Here is a 19,052-nt window from a genome sequence, read left to right as displayed (position 1 = left end):
GTTATGCAAATGTATGTAAAATTGTAAGACAATTGAATGAGTTTGACGGAAATTGATTTATACCAACAGCTAAAGAAGTACTTTGGATTTAGTCAGTTCAAAGGGCTTCAGGAAGAGGTGATTACCAGTATTGTAAAAGGAAATAATACTTTTGTGGTAATGCCCACCGGAGGGGGAAAATCCCTATGTTACCAACTCCCTGCGTTGATTGAAGAAGGAACAGCCATTGTGGTCTCGCCCCTTATTGCTTTAATGAAAAACCAGGTAGATGCTATTCGTAGTGTTTCTGAAGCACATGGCGTAGCCCATGTACTTAATTCGTCCCTCAATAAAACTGAAGTGAAGCAGGTGAAAGCCGATATCGAAAACGGTGTTTGTAAGTTGCTCTATGTAGCTCCTGAATCGCTTACCAAGGAAGACCATGTTGAGTTTTTAAAGCAACAAAAAATATCTTTTTTGGCCATAGATGAGGCTCATTGTATTAGTGAATGGGGGCACGATTTTAGACCCGAATATCGTAATTTGCGAAGTATTATTAAACGTATTGGGGATAACATTCCTATTATAGCGCTAACGGCTACCGCAACACCAAAAGTCCAGGAGGATATTCTAAAGAACCTGGGGATTCCTGATGCCAGAACATTTAAAGCCAGCTTTAACCGTCCAAATTTATACTACGAGGTAAGACCCAAAACAAAAAACGTAGATGCAGATATAATTCGGTTTATTAAACAGAATAGCGGAAAATCGGGAATTATCTATTGCTTAAGCAGGAAGAAGGTAGAAGAGCTTGCTCAAACCTTACAGGTAAATGGAATAAATGCTGTGCCATATCATGCCGGGCTGGATGCAAAAAAACGAAGTAAGCACCAGGATCAGTTTCTTATGGAAGATATTGATGTAGTTGTGGCTACTATTGCATTTGGTATGGGGATAGATAAACCTGATGTTCGTTTTGTTATTCATCATGATATTCCCAAAAGCATAGAAAGTTATTACCAGGAAACCGGTCGTGCCGGTAGAGATGGCGGAGAGGGGCATTGCCTTGCTTTTTATTCTTATAAAGACATAGAAAAGCTTGAGAAGTTTATGAGTGGCAAACCTGTGGCCGAACAGGAAATTGGTCACGCCCTCTTACAGGAAGTAGTAGCTTATGCCGAAACTTCAATCTCCCGAAGAAAGTTTATTCTACATTATTTTGGAGAAGAATTTGACTCAGAGAACGGTGAAGGGGCTTCCATGGATGACAATGTTAGAAACCCCAAGAAACAACATGAAGCCGGGGAAGAAGTGGAGCTTCTTCTAAAAACTGTGAAAGAAACCAAACAGCTATATAAATCTAAAGAAGTGGTAAAAACACTAATTGGGAAATCTAATGCTGTTATTTTATCACATAAAACCGATTCTCATCCTTTATTTGGAAAAGGAAAGAATAGGGACGGAAAATATTGGATGGCCTTAACTAGACAGGTTTTGGTCGCGGGATATCTAAAGAAAGATATTGAAACTTATGGTGTGATAAAACTTACACCCAGGGGGCAAGAGTTTTTAGATAATCCGGGGTCTTTTATGATGACAGATGATCATATTTTTGACAGTACTACCGAAGCCGTTCCTGCAGCAAATCAAGCCGGTGGAGGCGTAGATAAAACGCTGGTAAAAATGCTTAAGGATTTACGAAAAAAAGTTGCCGTAAAAAATGAGGTTCCTCCGTTTGTTGTGTTTCAGGACCCTTCCCTGGAAGATATGGCCATTAAATATCCTATCTCTATAGAAGAACTAATCAATATTTATGGGGTAGGTGAGAATAAAGCGAAAAAGTTTGGAAAAGAATTCGTGGCTTTAATTCAGCGTTACGTTGAAGAAAATGAAATTATTAGGCCAGATGATTTGGTAGTCAAATCTACCGGGGCAAATTCGGCTTTAAAACTTTATATTATTCAAAATGTAGATAGAAAGCTGCCTTTAGATGATATTGCTTCGGCTAAAGGAATGGAGATGCCCGAGTTTATTAAGGAAATGGAAGCTATTGTTTATAGTGGCACCAAATTGAATATTAACTATTGGATAGATGATATTTTAGATGAAGACCAGCAGGAAGAAATCCATGAATACTTTTTAGAAGCTGAAACCGATAAAATTGATGAAGCTATTGAGGAGTTTGATGGCGATTATGACGATGAAGAACTTCGTTTATACCGAATTAAATTTATTAGTGAAGTGGCAAACTAGAGGTTGACGGAGCAGAAGCGTTCTATTGATTTTTAGAATCTTCACCCTGAACTTGTTTCAGCGTCTAAGAAACTTGTAGTTTTAAACATTTTAAAAGCTTGAAACAAGTTCAGCTTGACGGGAGGGTAAAATTATCTACCACCGGCGGCTTGAAGATCTCTAATACATTCGGGGCCTAATTCAGGAATTCGGCCGCCTTCAATCTCATCTAGAATACCGCTTCCAAATTCAATAGAAGCGCGCATCAGGCAATCTTCTACATTGCAATGTCCTTCGTTATCATCGTCTTTATGGTCAGATTGTGGCTCTGTACCAATATCAACCAGCCCAAATAAATGGCCAAATTCGTGATTTAATACTGCAGATTCAATATCGCTTTTAACAGGGGCATTTGGCCTGGAAGCAAAATCGTCTATAGTGGCACCATATAAAACCATGGATGTATTTCTAAATGCCGAGCCAAGTGTTAGTTTGTTTTCTTCATCTTTTTCACTTTTTCCATCGGCTATATAGATATACACGGCAATTTCATCTCCAGCATTATAGGCAGTGCGGGTTTCTTCTTCAATATCTACAATTTCCTCTATAGTGAACGGTGCTTTTCCGGAAGATGAAACTGCTCTCAGGTTAATTTTAATTCCATCGGGTTTAAAAGTACGTTCTTCCAGGAATTTTTTAAAATTGGAAAGGGCGGCCTGGCTGGGGGCAAATCCGTTTACATATACAATTTCTATATTCATAGAAGTAAATTCAGCGTCGCTTAAAAGCTGCGAAGCAGAATCACCAAGACCTTGTAAGTTTGCGGTTTTATCTATTCCCGGTGTTACATCATCTTCGGCATTGTCTGAAGAGCATGAAACACTTAACAGAGAAATAAAAATTAAAAGAAGTGTGTATTTATATTTAAACATTAAAAGGCATTTTTTGTAAAAATAGAAATTTATTGATTTAAAGGCTGTAATTCAGCTAAATAATCGAAGTGCTTTCCTTTTTTTATAAGCTTGCAACTAAAATTATTGGTTTCGGCGGCAAAGTTAAGCGTCTGGAAATCTATATAAAGCCAGTCAAAGTAATTTGAGCTTTCTCCTTTATAGGAAACTTTAAATTGCAACTCACCATAATAAGCCGCTTCAGAATCTACCCAAATCCCACCATCTTCATCGCGGTCAAATAAATAACTGAGATCTGAAGAATCCAGCAGTATTTTACCACCGGTATGAAGTAGTTGCTTTGCTTTTTTAAAGAATCTATCTAAGTTTTTTAACTTCCCAATAATTCCGCTACCATTCATAAGTAATAATATGGTATCGAATTTTTCACCTTTTAATTCAAAAAAATCAATATTTCGTGCATCTTTAATTCCGCGAAGACGGCAAACTTCAACAGCACCTGTAGAAGTGTCGATAGCCGTAACTTTTAATTTTTTTTCTTGCTGAAGATAAATCGAATGGCTTCCTGCTCCACAACCTACATCTAAAACATTGCCGGTACAAAGTTGTAAGGCTTTTTGCTCTAAAGCAGGCATTTCGGCATACTCCCTAAACAAATAAGGAACCGGAATCACATCATCGTCAAAATCTGGTGAATGTACCGTAATGTCGGTCGTATCTTTTTTGTGATAAAAAGCAGAGATAGCTTTTCCAAAAATATCTTTTATTGAAGTTTCCTGATTCATGAATTCGGTATTGCCTGGTTTTATATCTTTGCCCTATGGAAGAAATCCTGAAAAATCTCCCTGAAAAGGCCAAAGATAAGCATAAGGAAAATAAGAAGTTTTTTGCAAAGCTTAGAAAAAAGCCGCCTAAAAACCTGGATAGGCAAATGCAGGAAATGCACGAAGAGGAATTTTCCCGAACCAATTGCCTGGATTGTGCTAATTGTTGTAAAACTACCGGCCCTCTTTTTACCAATAAAGATATAGAACGCATTAGCAAGCATTTAAAACTAAAGCCTCAGCAATTTATTGAACAATATTTGCGTATAGATGAAGATAAAGATTATGTGTTACAGCAGGTGCCCTGTACATTTTTAGCAGCAGATAATTATTGTTTAATCTATGAGGTGCGACCAAAAGCTTGCCGGGAATTCCCTCATACAGATCGAAAAGATTTTCATAAAATATCTAATCTTACCTTAAAAAATACCGCAATATGTCCTGCTGCTTTTAATATTGTTGAGGAGATGAAGAGAAGGCTAAAAGTCTAATGTTTTTGCCTGAAATAACCTACTCTTCTCTTTACTAGGTTTACTTTTCGGTACCTTTTTATAATTAAAAAATACAAGATTGGTCCAAACAATGGCAAGAAGATAATTATTAGTAGCCAAATTAGTTGATGCCTTCCTTTGAAGTTCTTTCTTAATAAACTTACAATAGCTAACACTGCCATCATTAGGACGGCCAGCATAAAAGCCGAAGCCCAAAAGCCAGAAGTATCTATATTGATCACAATGAAATATTTACCCGATAATCAAGATTTATCCCGATAATTATCGGGACTCCGAGGCTTACCTCGAAATAATAAATCTTTCTATTTAATGCCTCGTTGATTTACCACGAGGTATCTTACCTTAATATAGTAAATATTTTTCTCGTTTTTCTGAAAATTTTGCTAATCCTTCTTGCCAAGATTCCCTTATTTTTCCTGCAGATAATCCTTTTTCTATTTGAGTCTGCAATTGTTTAGTTCCGGCCAGTTTGGTAAAAAAGGCGTTAAAGAATGTGTCTTTATTTTCGGTGTTTTGATAAGCTTCAATGAGCCATTCTAAATTTATTTTATCTATAGGTTGTATTTCGCTAAGATCTCTTCCATAACATTTTTTTTCTAAGTGTTTTGGGTTTTTTGCCCCGGCTTTAGATGTTGGCGTGTAGGTGAAATCAAAATAATCTTCAGCTAAATAGGGGGAGCCAAATACCTGGAACTGCTTATCGGTTCCACGACCGGCGTTTACATTTGTGCCTTCAAAGAAACATAAACTTGGGTATAGGTTTATTGCCTGGGCATTGGGTAAATTTGGAGAAGGTTTTACCGGAAGATCGTAAGCTTTGGAGTGGTTGTAATTTTCCATTTCTACTACCTTTAGCTTACATTGAATACCTTCTTTTAACCATTTTTCGCCATTTATCATTTTTGCGTATTCTCCCATAGTTAATCCATGAACTGTAGGAATAGGGTGCATCCCCACAAAACTTTTGAATTCGGTTTCCAGTATTGGTCCATCTATATAATGGCCGTTTGGGTTAGGGCGATCAAAAACAATAAGCTCCACATCATTTTCAGCACAGGCTTCCATTACATAATGTAAAGACGAAATATAGGTGTAAAATCTTGTGCCTACATCTTGCAGGTCAAAAATTAAAACATCAAGCTCTTTTAATTGTTTGGCTTTTGGCTTTTTGTTATCGCCATAAAGTGAAATTACCGGAAGACCGGTTTGTGCATCTTTACCGTCTTCTACTGCTTCTCCCGCATCAGCAGTGCCGCGAAAACCGTGCTCGGGAGCAAAACCTTTTACCAGGTTAACCTCCAGGGCAAGTAACGAATCTACCACGTGCGTAAATCCTCCTTCTTTATTCTTCATAATAGAAGTTTGGTTTCCTACAATCCCTACTTTTTTTCCTTCCAGGAGTGGAAGATAGGCTTGGGTACGGTTGGCTGCCAGTATTATTTCCTGATCTTCAACTTCTTTATTAGTAATTGCAATATCTTTTGAGTTTTGCTCTTTCTTATTTTGGTTTCCGCAGGAAAGAATACCTATAAAAGCGAATAAAAACGTACTTTTGAATAACCTTTTAAGCATTGTGATAGATTGAATTTTGAATTTTTTGTTGTTAAACGCCTAATTGGCGGTAAAGATCATAAAAGTAGTATTTCTGCACCTATTATAAAAATAGCAATTGCAGCAATTGCTATTGGAGTGGTGATGATGTTGGTTTCTTTTGCCACAGGACTTGGTTTGCAGGAAAAAATAAGGGATAAAATTGCCGCGTTCAACGGGCATATCAATATCTCTAATTACGATAATAATAGTTCGCAGGTTACCCTTACACCGGTAGATAAAAACCAGGAATTTTACCCTGAATTCAATTCCATAGACGGCATCGCCCATGTACAGGCGGTAGCTACCAAGTTTGGGATTATTAGAACTGAAACCGACTTTGAAGGGGTGGTGGTAAAAGGGGTAGGAACCGATTATAACTGGAGCTATTTTAAAGACTTTTTGGTTGAAGGAGAGCTGCCCAATGTTGAAGATAAATTAAATGATGAGGTTATTATCTCTTCTTATCTGGCTAATAGACTTCAACTAAGTGTAGGCGATAAAGTACCCACCTACTTTTTAAGGGATGGAAGTGAACGCCCTTTAACCCGTGGCTTTGTGATTACCGGAATTTACGATTCGGGTTTTATGGAGTTTGATAAGCTGTATGTATTGGCAGATATTCGCCATATACAACGCCTTAATCGTTGGGAAGCTAATCAGGTAGGGAATTTTGAGATTTTCCTGGATGATTTTAATGAAATTGATATAAAAGGCCAGGAGGTTTATGAAAACACAGGCTCGTTTTTAGACACCCAAACCATTACCCAAAATTATTATTCCATTTTTGAATGGCTCGCACTTTTCGATTTTAATATTGCGCTAATTATAGGAATTATGATTTTGGTGGCGGGAATAAATATGATTACGGCTTTATTGGTTTTAATTTTGGAACGTACCCAAATGATTGGTATTCTAAAAGCACTGGGTGGAAACGACTGGAGTATTAGAAAAATTTTTCTTTACAATGCGGGGTATCTTATTGTAAAGGGACTTTTTTGGGGGAATTTAATAGGGCTGGGGCTGTTGTTAATTCAGAAATATTTTAAACTAATTCCATTAAACCCGGCAACCTATTATGTTACTGAGGTTCCAGTATATCTAAACTGGGACTATATTTTTGCCGTAAATTTAGGTACGCTGGTTTTGTGTATGCTAATGCTGATTATTCCTTCAGTAATAATTTCAAAAATTTCTCCGTCCAGAGCTATAAAATTTGAATAAAGTTTAAAAAATCAAGAGATTTTGCTATTTCTGTTGAAGTAGATTCAATTTTTTACCTTTGCAAATTCAAAAATAGAGACATGGACTATGTAGATAATATATTGGGAACCATTGGGAATACCCCTATGGTGAAGATGAATAAGATTACTAAAGAGATTGATGCCCTTGTTTTGGCTAAATACGAAACTTTTAATCCGGGGAATTCGGTGAAAGATCGTATGGCTGTAAAAATGGTGGAAGAAGCTGAAGCTACCGGGAAATTGAAACCGGGAGGAACTATTATTGAAGGTACCTCGGGGAATACCGGAATGGGGCTCGCACTTGCTGCCATTGTGAAAGGTTATAAAATGATTTGCGTGCTTTCTGATAAACAGAGCAAAGAGAAAATTGATATTTTAAAAGCGGTAGGCTGCCAGGTAGTAGTTTGCCCTACCGAAGTAGCACCAGACGATCCCAGGTCTTATTATTCGACTTCAAAAAGAATGGCCGAAGAAATACCAAATTCCTGGTATGTGAATCAATACGACAACCTGGCAAATACCAAAGCGCATTATGAAAGTACCGGCCCCGAAATTTGGGAACAAACCGATGGGAAAGTGACGCATTTTGTGGTAGGAGTTGGTACCGGAGGAACTATCTCGGGGGTTGGTAAATATTTAAAAGAAAAAAATCCCAATATTAAAGTATGGGGTATTGATACCTACGGCTCGGTTTTTAAGAAATACCACGAAACCGGTGAGTTTGATGAAAATGAAATTTATCCCTACGTAACCGAAGGGATTGGGGAGGATATTTTGCCCAAAAATGTAGATTTTAGTGTAATTGACGGTTTTACCAAAGTAACCGATAAAGATGCTGCTATTTATACCAGAAAGCTAGCCGAAGAAGAAGGTTTCTTTTTAGGAAACTCGGCAGGAGCGGCAGCAAAAGGTTTGCTTCAGTTAAAAGAACATTTCACCAAAGACGATGTTGTGGTAGTTTTGTTTCATGACCATGGTAGCCGCTACGTAGGTAAAATTTTTAACGACGATTGGATGAGAAAACAAGGCTTTTTAGATTAACCTATGAGAGCTAACTGATTTTAGGTGACCTATAAATTAGAAGGCTTGGTTAGGAAGAATATTTTAAAATTAAATATTAATATAACAGATTTATTTTATGAGGAATTTATGGCTTTTTACAAGTATATTCTTAATGCTAACAGCCATTACCAGCGCACAGGAAAACAAAAAAAATAATTCGGGATTTGAAATAGAGGTGATTTTAGAAAATCCGTCCCGTGAAATCAATAATGGCATCGCCGAAGTTAAAGTTACCGGAGGTAAAGCACCATACCAATACAAATGGACTAATCAATCTACCGCATTAGATGCCAAAAAATCTACAGGTCTTATAGAGGGTATGAAGCATACCGTTAAAGTGACCGATGCCAATAACAATACCCTTACTACTTCTTTTACAATTCCGGCAAAATCTATAACCGAAATATTCAATAGTAATGTTCAACCTGCGGTAGATTTTCTTGGCGGAATTCTTTTTTGGGACCCATTTGCGTCTTTGGGTCTTTTTGATCCCATAGTTTACACACCCAGTAAACAGGTTCCCATCCCACAATGGGACGCCACAAATGAAAAAGCCTATACCCTAAAAAAATGGTTGCTAGAAAAGGAAAGTGAGGTTAAAGAGGGTGATGAAATTGCGATTATTGAAAGCGATGCAGGAGAAGAGATTACTGTTTTATCTCCGGTTGAAGGGAAACTCAGTTATTTGGTAGAAGATGGGCAAATTATTTTTGACCCTAATAGTACCAGTGATGTTATAGAGCAGGATGCCCATATGCTTGCAGAAATAATCTATGCCGAACCACAACCACTATTACACCCAAATGGCGATAAAAAGAAAAACTCCATTCCGTTTATTGTAATGTGGTTAATTATTGGAAGTATATTTTTCACTTTTAGGTTAGGTTTTATAAATATTCGCGGATTTGGACATTCTATAGATTTAGCCAGAGGAAAATATGACGATCCAAACGCACCAGGAACAATTACGCACTTTCAAGCTATGGCAACTGCGGTTTCGGCCACAGTTGGGCTTGGAAATATTGCCGGGGTAGCCGTTGCTATTTCTTTAGGGGGTGCAGGCGCAACTTTTTGGATGTTTTTAGCCGGTTTCTTTGCTATGTCCTTAAAGTTTGTAGAGTGTACCCTTGGGGTGAAATACCGATTTATAAATAGTGAAGGCCGAATTTTTGGTGGCCCCATGAATTATTTACGCTATGGTTTAGAAAAAAGAAATATGAAGACCCTGGGGAAGTTCCTGGCCAGTCTTTTTGCAGTATTGGGAGTTGGAGCTTCGTTTGGGGGCGGAAATATGCTTCAATCTAACCAGGCGTTTAAAATTGTATCAGAACAAATGCCTTTTCTGGAAGGTCATGGCTTTTGGTTTGGTGTTTTCTTCGCTATTCTGGTTGGAGTGGTTATTATTGGAGGAATTAATAGTATTGCCCGGGTTACCGGTAAAGTAGTTCCTTTTATGGCCATGGTGTATATTATTGGTTGCTCTATTGTAATTGGTACACACATCGAAAACATTGGCGGAGCTTTTTCTGCGATCTATAATGGTGCACTTTCGGCTGATGCCATGAAAGGTGGATTTATAGGAGTTTTGATTATTGGTTTACAGCGTGCCGCTTTCTCCAGTGAAGCAGGAGTAGGTTCTGCCGCAATTGCACATAGTGCTTCTAAAACCAATAACCCTATTGCCGATGGTTTTACCTCTCTGGTTGAACCTTTTATCGATACTATGTTGGTGTGTACTATGACCGCCCTGGTTCTTATCTTTACGGGAATGCACGAAGTAAACGGACTTGGTGGGGTAGAACTTACCTCTGATGCTTTTGGTAGCGTGATCTCCTGGTTTCCGGCTGTGCTTGCCTTTGCCGTATTTTTATTTGCTTTTTCTACCATGGTTTCCTGGTCTTATTACGGAATGAGGTCCTGGACCTACCTTTTCGGAAAAAGCGTAAAGTCAGAAATGGTCTATAAAATCATGTTTTTACTATTTGTGGTATTGGGAGCTTCAACCAGTTTAGGTGCTGTGCTTAGTTTTTCAGATATGATGATTCTGGCTATGTCTTTTCCAAATATTATAGGGCTCTATATTATGTCTTCTGAAGTGCGAAATGATATGGCGGTTTATTGGGACCGACTTCAAGCGGGAAGTTTATATATCAGTGAAAAGTTTAGAAAAGCTGAAGCCTAGTTCGCAAAACTAAAAATCAGGATGGTTTTGATGGACCATCCTGATCTTTGACCTGTTTTTTTAAGGTGCTTTTTGTAGAAAATAGAAAATGATACTTCCTGCTAAATAGAGTAAAACATCTCTATAATCGGCGGTATATCGCCAATGAATAGGAGGAAGTATCATTTCAAAATAAATACTGTACATTAAAAAAACCGATGATATCGTACTTATGTTTAAGCGAATGCTTTTATCTTTTTTAACTAGCTGTACCACAAAAAGACAAATGCTTAAAACAATAGGCATACAAAGAAAATCTGCCAGGTAATTTCTTATAAAACCTGGGATAGGTTGATCTAAAAAATAGAAAAGTTGAAGTATAGTAAAAACAATACAATATAAAATAAATACTGTTTTTAAGCTTTTCATAGTAAAAACAGGGAAACTAAAAATGCAAGTACCCCGCCAACTACCATAACTATCATCCAGATGGAATAACCCAATTTTGAAAAGAATTTTGAAAATGCACTCTTGGGTTTATTCTTTTCAGAAGGTGAAGAAGGGGTGTTTGTTGTGTTTTTCTGGGTTGATTTCATTCCTGTTCTGTAATTCACTTTTTATAAATGATGGTAAATAAGTTTTTTAAGATTTGAGAACTTCGCCTAAATAATAAACATTGTTTGGGTTGGTTGTTCCGGATAAAGATGATTAAAATTAATTTGTTTCCCAACCCCAGGGTGCTACAGGAGTGGCTGCTGGATTTGAAAGATCAAATTTTACTGTGAAATGCCCTTCTCTTCCTATTCTTTTAAGGTTGTAAGTGAAAGATTCTTTATCTAAGGTTATCCACCATACATTGGTTGCTGCGGCAGGAAGTAGTGTAGCGGTTTCCGTATCTGCAGGAAAAACCTGAACATTTGATAAGCCGGTATTGGTAGAAATACCACCATATTGTGTAATTTCTTCTTCACTTCCATCAGGTTTTCGATGATCGTGTTTTAGTTGAATTCTATTATTCTTAAATCTTAAAATCCATGTTCGGGACTTATTTTCCCCTACAAAAAATGGAATTTTAATTTCACTTTCATTACAAGACCTTACATGCATCAGTAATTTTTTATTGGCAAAATCATCATTCCCCAAATCTTTTGTAATAACACCCTCATAAGTATTTCCGCAATGTTGTTGAAGTTGCTTCCAAAAGCTTGCTGCGGGATTTTCCTGGGCAAATAATGAAACACTTAATAGAAGAAAAATGAACTTTAATTTCATGTCACAAATGCTGTAAATGTTTTAAATTGCTGCAAAATACGCTTTTTAAAAGTTTTACCATGAACAAATTTTACATCATATTTTTAAGCTTTATTATAATTGGCTGTGGCACTTCAAATGTTATTTCTGAAGATTCAGAAACCGGGAATTCCTATGCTATGGATTATAGTTATTTGGCGCTTGGTGATTCTTACACAATAGGCGAGAGTGTGCCAGAAAGTGCACGCTGGCCGGTACAACTTGCAGTGAGGTTAAGAGAGCGAGGATATAAAGTTGCCCCACCTAAAATTATAGCAAAAACAGGCTGGACTACCGGAAATCTTTTAAGCGTTATGCGATCTGAGCTAAATTATACCAGGAAATTTGACCTTGTTTCTATACTAATTGGTGTTAATAATCAATACCAGGGAAAAAGTATTGAAGCTTATGAGAAAGAGTTACGTGAAATATTTAAGTTGGCCCTTAATCATTCAAAACAACGGGAAAAGGGTGTTTTTGCAGTGAGTATCCCAGACTATGGGGTAACCCCTTTTGGGCAGGAAAACGCTGAAACTATTGCCACGGAAATAGATCAATTTAATGCTGTATTTAAAAAGGTGGCGGGAGAATTTGAAGTTGACTTTTATAACATAACTCCAATATCCAGAGAAGCCGCCAGGGATGATGCACTTATTGCACCCGATGGTCTACACCCAAGTGAATTGATGTATCGTTATTGGGTGGATGAGATTATAGATGATATCCCCCAAATGTTGCCACGGTAGTCTAAACAATACATTTTGAACCGTATTTTTTTAATTTTAAAAGATGCGGGAAGACTTTTTACATTATCTCTGGAAATATAAGAAATTCGATTTTACCAATGCTGTTACTACGCAAGGAGAGAAGGTACTTCTAATAGATACCGGAACTCATAACTATAATTCAGGTCCCGATTTTTTTAATGCCCGGGTTAAAATTGGAGATCAAGTTTGGGCTGGTAATGTAGAGTTGCATATAAAAGCTTCCGATTGGTATTTTCATCAGCACGAAAACGATCGCAATTACGATAATGTAATTTTGCACGTGGTTTGGGAAGATGATGTTGAGGTGCAAAGGCGTAATAAGAGTACAATTCCGGCTTTAAGTCTTAAAAATTTAGTAGATAGGAGCTTAATTTCCGGGTATCAAAAACTTTTTGTTTCCTCTCAAAACTGGATTAATTGCGGAAAAAGCTTCAAGAATACCAGTAGTTTCACCTTAAGACATTGGCAGGAGCGCCTTTATATAGAACGCCTGGAAGAAAAGTCGGTGCTTATTCAGGACTTATTAAAAAAATCTGGAAATAACTGGGAAGCGGTTTTATTTCAGATGTTGGCTAAAAATTTTGGACTAAACCTGAATGGAGATGCATTTTTAAGTATGGCGCAAAGCTTCAAATTTTCGGTTTTACAAAAAGCTTCCCAAAATAATTTACAGATGGAAGCTTTGCTTTTTGGGCAATGTGGTTTGCTGGAAAAACAACTTAATATTCCATATTTTCTTGAGCTTAAAAAGGAATATGCCTATTTGAGCCATAAATATAAACTATCAAATTTAGGTGTGATAAGACCTAAATTTTTTAGGCTTAGGCCAGATAACTTTCCAAATATAAGATTGTCTCAACTGGCTTCGCTTTACCATAAGCATAGAAAATTATTTTCAGAATTAATTGTTTCAAAATCCCTGGAAGTGGTTTACCAAATTCTGGAGATAGAAACTTCTAATTTTTGGAAGACACATTTTACATTTCAAAAGAAACATAAAGAAAGAAGAAAATCTTTAAGCCTGGCTTATAAAAATCTACTGCTTATTAATACGATTATCCCACTACAATTTTGTTATTCTAAAGCGATGGGAAATGGTAAAGTGGAGGAGCTGATATCTTTAATGGAACAATTACCTCCCGAGAATAATAAAATTATTCAAAATTATAATGAGCTTAAAAAAGACTGTGTAGAAAATTCCCTGCACTCTCAGGCAATGGTACAGTTAAAACAACGCTATTGTGAATTCAATAAATGCCTTGATTGTGCTATTGGTGTAAAATTATTACAGAGAAAGGCTTAAAGTATTATATTTGTGGGGATGACAAGAATGGTACACAATATTCGTTATTATTTGGAAAAACATGGCTTCTACGTGTCGTCACGAGTGGCCGATAAATTAGGAATGCGCGCTAAAAGTGTGCGTTTGTTTTTTATTTATGCATCTTTTTTTACCCTTGGTTCCTGGTTTGTGGTTTATTTAATCCTGGCTTTTTGGCTAAAGCTTAAAGATCTTGTATATACTAAAAGAACGTCAGTTTTTGATCTTTAAGTTGTTTTTGGAGGAGTTTTTTTAATAAAACAGGTAATAAGTAAAATTAATGAAATTATTATTTAACAATTTCTTTACAATTTAACTCCTAAAAATTTGAAAAAGCCTAATTTTTTAGCATCTTGCTTCGCGGAAAAAAATTAATTCGAAATTAAACAACCAATTTACTATATGAGAAAGTATCTACTTTCAATGTTCTTTTTGTTTTCGATTTTTGCAGGTAATGCACAAGAACTGGATGTAAAAGCCAAAGTAGGCAACCTGTCAAATATTATTAATGACGGATTTATAGACCTTGAGGTGACAGGAGGAGAGCCTCCTTACCAGTACAAATGGTCAAACCCTGAAACTTCTCTCCAATCTTCCCGGGCCGAGGGTTTAACCGAAGGCGTCCCTTACGAGGTTACTGTAACCGATAGCCAAAATAATTCTGCTACCAAAACTTTTGAAATAGAAGCTAAGGCTATTACCGAGCATTTTAACGGAACCTTTGTTCCTATTGTAGAAGCGATGACTGCAGTGCTTTTTTGGGATCCATTTACCGCAATTGGTGTTTATGACCCTAAAGTGTATGCCGAATTAAGTAATGTGCCTACTCCTGAGTGGAGTGCCGATGTTGAAGATAAATTTACTTTAAATGAATGGTTGGTAGAAGAAGGCGCTCATGTAAATGAAGGAGATCTTATCGCAATAGTTAGTTCTGAAAATAGCGGTGAATTACAAGTTACAGCTAATGCTAACGGAACAGTAAAGTATTTAGTAGAGGAAGGTAAAACCATTTGGGATTATCAAAACAGTTCAGATCTTATTGAAACCAACGCGCATATGTTGGCACAAATTCAATACGATGAGCCGCAGATTTTAACCAATCCCAACGGGACACCACAAACCCATAATATTCCTTTTATTGTAGTTTGGTTGATTTTTGGAGCAGCATTCTTTACAGTAAAGATGGGCTTCATTAATTTTAAAGGATTTAAACACTCTATAGACCTGGCGCGAGGAAAGTATGACGAGCCTAACGCACCGGGTAGTATTACGCACTTTCAGGCGTTGGCTACAGCTGTTTCGGCAACTGTTGGCCTTGGTAATATCGCCGGGGTTGCCGTTGCTATTTCCCTTGGAGGGGCAGGAGCCACTTTTTGGATGATTATTGCCGGTTTATTGGGCATGGCATCAAAATTTGTAGAATGTACCCTTGGGGTGAAATATCGTTTTATAAATTCTGAAGGTAGAATTTTTGGTGGCCCTATGAATTATTTACGCTACGGATTGGAAAAAAGAAACATGCGTGGTTTAGGTAAATTCCTGGCTGCCTTTTTTGCAATTTTGGGTATTGGTGCTTCTTTTGGTGGTGGAAATATGTTTCAGGCCAATCAATCTTTTGAGATTCTTTCAGGACAATTTTCATTCCTTATAGGAAATGGTTTTTGGTTTGGAATAGCTGTAGCAATCCTTGTAGGGATTGTAATTATTGGTGGTATTCAAAGTATTGCTAAAGTAACAGGTAAGGTAGTGCCCTTTATGGCTGCGGTATATGTGCTTGGTGCTTTAACGGTAATCTTTATAAATATAGAAAATATAGTTCCGGCATTTGGAGCCATATACGATGGTGCTTTTAACGCTACTGCAATGAAAGGTGGTATTATAGGGGTGTTGATTGTTGGGTTTCAACGTGCGGCTTTCTCTAATGAAGCCGGTGTTGGTTCGGCAGCGATTGCGCACTCGGCAGCAAAAACAAATCATCCACCATCTGAAGGTTTTGTGGCTTTATTAGAACCTTTTATTGATACGGTGGTAGTTTGTACCCTAACTGCTTTAGTGTTAATTTTTACTGGAATGCACGAAGTAGAAGGAGTAGGTGGGGTTCAATTAACTTCAGATGCTTTTGCAAGTGTGGTGTCCTGGTTCCCGTATGTGTTGGCCATGGCAGTTTTCTTATTCGCTTTCTCTACCATGATTTCCTGGTCTTATTACGGAATGCGTTCCTGGACTTATTTATTTGGAAAGAGCAAAAAAACAGAACTGGCGTATAAAATATTGTTCCTTATTTTTGTTGTAGTGGGTGCTTCTATTAGTTTGGGAGCCGTGCTGGATTTCTCTGATATGATGATATTGGCAATGTCTTTCCCTAATATTATAGGGCTTTACATTATGTCTACCGAGGTTAGAAGAGATCTTAATGAATATTCCAGAAAGCTTAAAGCAGGAGAATTGTTTAAAAGACAACGGGAGGCTAAAGCCAGCTAATCTTATGCAATAATATGAAACCGATAAAATCCCATTTTGTGTTCAGCAGGAGCCAACAAAATGGGATTTTTCTTTTGTTATGTATTATAATTATTCTTCAGGGGGTCTATTATTTTTTAAACTTTAGACCTGATGATTCAACTGAAGAATTAACCACGGAAGAAATACAGGATTTCCAGGCTCAAATAGATTCATTAAAACAGCTTCAGGCCGATGCGAATGAAGTGAAATTTTTTCCTTTTAATCCAAATTATATAACAGACTTTAAGGGTTATACGCTGGGGATGAGTATTGCAGAAATCGATAGGTTGCACCGGTTTAGAAATAAAGATAAATGGATTAATTCTGCAGAAGATTTTCAAAAAGTAACCGGCGTTTCAGATTCTTTGCTCGCTTTGATTTCTCCCTATTTTAAATTCCCCGACTGGGTGGTTGATGCCCAAAAGCAAAAAAACAACACAAAAGTATTACCTGTAATACCTATTTCAGATTTAAATGAAGCTGATGTAAATGAATTGCAAAAAGTAAGCGGGGTAGGAGAGGTGTTGGCTAACCGAATAGTTAATTACAGAACAAAAATTGGCGGATTTAGAAGTGAAATTCAGCTTAAGGATATTTATGGTTTAAACTATGAGACCCGCGAGAAACTTCAAAAACAATTTCGCGTTTCTAGAAATGTAAATTTCAATTTGATTAATATTAATAAGGCGAAAGTTTTAGACCTGGTAAGCGTTCCTTATATTAAATATGAATTGGCAAGGGAAATAATAGATTATCGCCAGCTTCATGAAGGGATTAAGTCTTTTGCCGAGCTATCGAAAATAGAAAGTTTTCCTTCAGATAAAATCGATAGAATTCAATTATATTTGAGCTTAAATTGAATATTCGGTACTATTGATTATCTATAGGTTTAACATACCGAATTGTTGAAAAAAGTGATATTGTTTGATTTGTAGGGCGATAGCTTTGCTATGAAGAAAAAGAAAAAAATAATTTAATATGAATTCATTGTATTTTACCGAGGAACATGAGCTTTTTAGGAAGAGTTTTCAGGACTTTTTACAAAAAGAAGTGGTACCACATATTGATAAATGGGAAAAATCTGGAACCATAGACCGGTTTATCTGGAAGAAATTTGGAGAGATGGGATATTTTGGCCTTAACCAACCGGAAGAATATGGTGGAATGAACCTCGATATTTTCTACACCGTTATTTTCCTGGAAGAACTGCAAAAAATAAACAGTGGCGGTTTTGCTGCTGCAATTTGGGCCCATGCATATTTAGCAATGACGCATGTAAACAAAGAGGGTGATGACAAGATTAAAAAGAAATATCTAAGCCCTAGTATAGATGGTGAAAAAATAGGTTGTCTTTGTATTACTGAGCCTTTTGGAGGATCTGATGTGGCAGGAATGCGCAGCACTGCAATAAAAAAAGGAGATAAATATGTCTTAAACGGATCTAAAACCTTTATTACAAACGGTGTTTATTCAGACTACCTGGTGGTTGCTGCTAAAACCGATCCTGATAAAGGAAATAAAGGAATGAGTATTTTTATTGTAGATAGGGATACCCCCGGTATTTCAGCTTCAAAGTTAGATAAATTGGGGTGGAGAGCTTCAGATACCGCCGAGCTTGCTTTTGATAATGTTGAAATCCCGGCTGAAAATCTTATGGGTGAAGAGGGGAAAGGCTTCTCTTATATTATGCAGCATTTTGCTTTAGAAAGACTTATTATGGGGATAAATGCCCATGCTCGTGCTCAATTTGCCTTAGATTATACGCTGGGTTATATGGCTGAACGGGAGGCTTTTGGGAAATCCATAGATAAGTTTCAGGCTTTAAGACATTCGGTTGCCGATATGGCTAGTGAAATAGAGGTGAATAGGGAGTTTAACTATTCTATTGCCAAGCGCCTTAATGATGGACAATATGTGGTAAAGGAGGCCAGTATGTCTAAACTGCTTTCTACCAAAATGGCCGATAGGGTTATTTATGACTGTCTTCAATTATTAGGGGGGTATGGCTATATGGAAGATTATCCTTTGGCCAGAATGTTTAGAGATAGTCGCTTAGGCCCAATAGGCGGAGGAACTTCAGAAATTCTTAGAGAGATTATTGCTAAAATGGTGATCGATAAAAAAGAATACAAGCCAGCAGCGAAGTAATTTTTTTAGATCGACATTTTTGCGAAAATTCCACTTTTATCGCTAAAATGGTGATCGACAAAAAAGAATACAAGCCGGCGGCGAAGTAATCTTTTTAGATTGACATTTTTGCGAAAATTCCACTTTTATCGCTAAAATGGTGATCGATAAAAATGAGTATAAGCCGGTAGCGAAATAAATTAAAAATTGGTTGTGGGTTCTTAGATTTAGATTATCTTTGCAGCCTATTTCTAAAGAAAGGAGGTGATGACACTATGTTAATAATACCAGTAAAAGACGGAGAAAATATAGATAGAGCGCTAAAGCGTTTTAAGCGAAAATTCGACAAGACCGGAACAATGCGCCAGCTAAGAAGCCGCCAGCATTTCACGAAGCCTTCTGTTGCGAAGAGAGCTCAGCATCAAAAAGCCGAGTACATCCAGCATTTGAGAGATCAGGAAGATATCTAGTGAAAAGGATGTGATCGAATTTTCTGATTTTTTTCAGAAAATATAAAATTAACTGTTGAT

Annotated in this window: 18 protein-coding genes; 12 read left to right on the top strand and 6 right to left on the bottom strand. The window is 37.0% G+C overall.

Going from position 1 to position 19,052, the window contains the following annotated elements; genetic code table 11:
* Positions 1 to 36 precede the first annotated feature (36 nt).
* Positions 37 to 2,232 carry a DNA helicase RecQ gene (recQ, locus tag I6U50_RS00630; RefSeq protein WP_198637485.1) on the top strand — a complete coding sequence of 732 codons (2,196 nt, stop codon included), beginning with the start codon at positions 37 to 39 and terminating at the stop codon, positions 2,230 to 2,232.
* A gap of 131 nt (positions 2,233 to 2,363) precedes the next feature.
* Here the strand turns inward: recQ and I6U50_RS00625 are convergent, their stop codons facing one another.
* Both I6U50_RS00625 and I6U50_RS00620 read right to left on the bottom strand, forming a co-directional pair.
* The gene (locus I6U50_RS00625; protein WP_198637484.1) at positions 2,364 to 3,143 is read right to left on the bottom strand and encodes a zinc metalloprotease; all 780 of its coding nucleotides are present in this window, start codon (positions 3,141 to 3,143) and stop codon (positions 2,364 to 2,366) included.
* 29 nt (positions 3,144 to 3,172) lie between these two features.
* Complete coding sequence (locus I6U50_RS00620) at positions 3,173 to 3,907, bottom strand: class I SAM-dependent methyltransferase (RefSeq protein ID WP_198637483.1); 735 nt, start codon at positions 3,905 to 3,907, stop codon at positions 3,173 to 3,175.
* Between the two features lie 35 nt (positions 3,908 to 3,942).
* Between I6U50_RS00620 and I6U50_RS00615 the strand changes: the two genes are divergently transcribed.
* On the top strand, positions 3,943 to 4,437 hold the full coding sequence (locus I6U50_RS00615) for a YkgJ family cysteine cluster protein (protein ID WP_198628267.1): 495 nt from the start codon (positions 3,943 to 3,945) through the stop codon (positions 4,435 to 4,437).
* Here the strand turns inward: I6U50_RS00615 and I6U50_RS16130 are convergent.
* Together I6U50_RS16130 and I6U50_RS00605 are read right to left on the bottom strand one after the other, a co-directional pair.
* On the bottom strand, positions 4,434 to 4,619 hold the full coding sequence (locus I6U50_RS16130) for a PLDc N-terminal domain-containing protein (RefSeq protein WP_394370605.1): 186 nt from the start codon (positions 4,617 to 4,619) through the stop codon (positions 4,434 to 4,436). The two genes, I6U50_RS00615 and I6U50_RS16130, sit on opposite strands and share 4 nt — an antisense overlap.
* A 181-nt stretch (positions 4,620 to 4,800) precedes the next feature.
* Positions 4,801 to 6,030, bottom strand: coding sequence for an exo-beta-N-acetylmuramidase NamZ family protein (locus I6U50_RS00605; protein ID WP_198637481.1), 1,230 nt, complete (start codon positions 6,028 to 6,030; stop codon positions 4,801 to 4,803).
* Between the two features lie 9 nt (positions 6,031 to 6,039).
* Between I6U50_RS00605 and I6U50_RS00600 the strand changes: the two genes are divergently transcribed.
* The 3 genes from I6U50_RS00600 to I6U50_RS00590 all read left to right on the top strand — a co-directional run bounded on the left by I6U50_RS00600 (position 6,040) and on the right by I6U50_RS00590 (position 10,536).
* Complete coding sequence (locus tag I6U50_RS00600; protein ID WP_193710498.1) at positions 6,040 to 7,272, top strand: ABC transporter permease; 1,233 nt, start codon at positions 6,040 to 6,042, stop codon at positions 7,270 to 7,272.
* 80 nt (positions 7,273 to 7,352) lie between these two features.
* Positions 7,353 to 8,333, top strand: coding sequence for a PLP-dependent cysteine synthase family protein (locus tag I6U50_RS00595; RefSeq protein ID WP_198628264.1), 981 nt, complete (start codon positions 7,353 to 7,355; stop codon positions 8,331 to 8,333).
* A 97-nt stretch (positions 8,334 to 8,430) separates the two neighbouring features.
* Entirely contained in the window at positions 8,431 to 10,536 is a 2,106-nt protein-coding gene (locus I6U50_RS00590) for an amino acid carrier protein (protein WP_198637480.1), read from the top strand.
* A gap of 60 nt (positions 10,537 to 10,596) precedes the next feature.
* Here I6U50_RS00590 and I6U50_RS00585 read toward each other — a convergent pair whose 3' ends face one another.
* Both I6U50_RS00585 and I6U50_RS00580 read right to left on the bottom strand, forming a co-directional pair.
* Complete coding sequence (locus tag I6U50_RS00585) at positions 10,597 to 10,944, bottom strand: hypothetical protein (protein ID WP_198637479.1); 348 nt, start codon at positions 10,942 to 10,944, stop codon at positions 10,597 to 10,599.
* A 285-nt stretch (positions 10,945 to 11,229) separates the two neighbouring features.
* A complete protein-coding gene (locus I6U50_RS00580) occupies positions 11,230 to 11,787 on the bottom strand; it encodes a hypothetical protein (protein WP_198637478.1) in 558 nt (185 codons plus the stop codon).
* A 59-nt stretch (positions 11,788 to 11,846) separates the two neighbouring features.
* Here I6U50_RS00580 and I6U50_RS00575 point away from each other — a divergent pair, with 59 nt between their 5' ends.
* The 7 genes from I6U50_RS00575 (at position 11,847) to rpsU (ending at position 18,992) form a co-directional block, all read left to right on the top strand.
* The gene (locus I6U50_RS00575) at positions 11,847 to 12,551 is read left to right on the top strand and encodes an SGNH/GDSL hydrolase family protein (protein WP_198637477.1); all 705 of its coding nucleotides are present in this window, start codon (positions 11,847 to 11,849) and stop codon (positions 12,549 to 12,551) included.
* Positions 12,552 to 12,594: 43 nt separating this feature from the next.
* A complete protein-coding gene (locus I6U50_RS00570) occupies positions 12,595 to 13,875 on the top strand; it encodes a DUF2851 family protein (protein ID WP_198637476.1) in 1,281 nt (426 codons plus the stop codon).
* Positions 13,876 to 13,893: 18 nt separating this feature from the next.
* Positions 13,894 to 14,124, top strand: coding sequence for a PspC domain-containing protein (locus I6U50_RS00565; protein ID WP_193710505.1), 231 nt, complete (start codon positions 13,894 to 13,896; stop codon positions 14,122 to 14,124).
* Positions 14,125 to 14,295: 171 nt separating this feature from the next.
* Positions 14,296 to 16,374: an amino acid carrier protein gene (locus I6U50_RS00560; protein ID WP_198637475.1), complete on the top strand. Its 2,079-nt coding sequence runs from the start codon at positions 14,296 to 14,298 to the stop codon at positions 16,372 to 16,374.
* A 14-nt stretch (positions 16,375 to 16,388) separates the two neighbouring features.
* Positions 16,389 to 17,255 (top strand): ComEA family DNA-binding protein, encoded by an 867-nt coding sequence (locus I6U50_RS00555; RefSeq protein ID WP_198637474.1) that lies wholly within the window; start codon positions 16,389 to 16,391, stop codon positions 17,253 to 17,255.
* Positions 17,256 to 17,373: 118 nt separating this feature from the next.
* Positions 17,374 to 18,543, top strand: coding sequence for an acyl-CoA dehydrogenase family protein (locus tag I6U50_RS00550; protein ID WP_198637473.1), 1,170 nt, complete (start codon positions 17,374 to 17,376; stop codon positions 18,541 to 18,543).
* 254 nt (positions 18,544 to 18,797) lie between these two features.
* Positions 18,798 to 18,992, top strand: coding sequence for a 30S ribosomal protein S21 (gene rpsU / locus I6U50_RS00545; RefSeq protein WP_070055026.1), 195 nt, complete (start codon positions 18,798 to 18,800; stop codon positions 18,990 to 18,992).
* Positions 18,993 to 19,052: the final 60 nt, after the last annotated feature.

It is taken from the genome of Salegentibacter maritimus, assembly GCF_016236975.1.
Lineage (GTDB): Bacteria > Bacteroidota > Bacteroidia > Flavobacteriales > Flavobacteriaceae > Salegentibacter > Salegentibacter maritimus.
This window is presented reverse-complemented; position numbering and strand designations above follow the sequence as displayed.

Excerpts from the sequence above, each read along its gene's own strand:
- I6U50_RS00580 (WP_198637478.1), bottom strand. The coding sequence starts at position 11,787 with ATGAAATTAAAGTTCATTTTTCTTCTATTAAGTGTTTCATTATTTGCC.
- recQ (WP_198637485.1), top strand. The coding sequence starts at position 37 with ATGAGTTTGACGGAAATTGATTTATACCAACAGCTAAAGAAGTACTTT.
- I6U50_RS00565 (WP_193710505.1), top strand. The coding sequence starts at position 13,894 with ATGACAAGAATGGTACACAATATTCGTTATTATTTGGAAAAACATGGC.
- I6U50_RS00590 (WP_198637480.1), top strand. The coding sequence starts at position 8,431 with ATGAGGAATTTATGGCTTTTTACAAGTATATTCTTAATGCTAACAGCC.
- I6U50_RS00570 (WP_198637476.1), top strand. The coding sequence starts at position 12,595 with ATGCGGGAAGACTTTTTACATTATCTCTGGAAATATAAGAAATTCGAT.
- I6U50_RS00560 (WP_198637475.1), top strand. The coding sequence starts at position 14,296 with ATGAGAAAGTATCTACTTTCAATGTTCTTTTTGTTTTCGATTTTTGCA.
- rpsU (WP_070055026.1), top strand. The coding sequence starts at position 18,798 with ATGTTAATAATACCAGTAAAAGACGGAGAAAATATAGATAGAGCGCTA.
- I6U50_RS00620 (WP_198637483.1), bottom strand. The coding sequence starts at position 3,907 with ATGAATCAGGAAACTTCAATAAAAGATATTTTTGGAAAAGCTATCTCT.
- I6U50_RS00555 (WP_198637474.1), top strand. The coding sequence starts at position 16,389 with ATGAAACCGATAAAATCCCATTTTGTGTTCAGCAGGAGCCAACAAAAT.
- I6U50_RS00625 (WP_198637484.1), bottom strand. The coding sequence starts at position 3,143 with ATGTTTAAATATAAATACACACTTCTTTTAATTTTTATTTCTCTGTTA.
- I6U50_RS16130 (WP_394370605.1), bottom strand. The coding sequence starts at position 4,619 with ATGGCAGTGTTAGCTATTGTAAGTTTATTAAGAAAGAACTTCAAAGGA.
- I6U50_RS00575 (WP_198637477.1), top strand. The coding sequence starts at position 11,847 with ATGAACAAATTTTACATCATATTTTTAAGCTTTATTATAATTGGCTGT.
- I6U50_RS00615 (WP_198628267.1), top strand. The coding sequence starts at position 3,943 with ATGGAAGAAATCCTGAAAAATCTCCCTGAAAAGGCCAAAGATAAGCAT.
- I6U50_RS00605 (WP_198637481.1), bottom strand. The coding sequence starts at position 6,030 with ATGCTTAAAAGGTTATTCAAAAGTACGTTTTTATTCGCTTTTATAGGT.
- I6U50_RS00585 (WP_198637479.1), bottom strand. The coding sequence starts at position 10,944 with ATGAAAAGCTTAAAAACAGTATTTATTTTATATTGTATTGTTTTTACT.
- I6U50_RS00595 (WP_198628264.1), top strand. The coding sequence starts at position 7,353 with ATGGACTATGTAGATAATATATTGGGAACCATTGGGAATACCCCTATG.
- I6U50_RS00550 (WP_198637473.1), top strand. The coding sequence starts at position 17,374 with ATGAATTCATTGTATTTTACCGAGGAACATGAGCTTTTTAGGAAGAGT.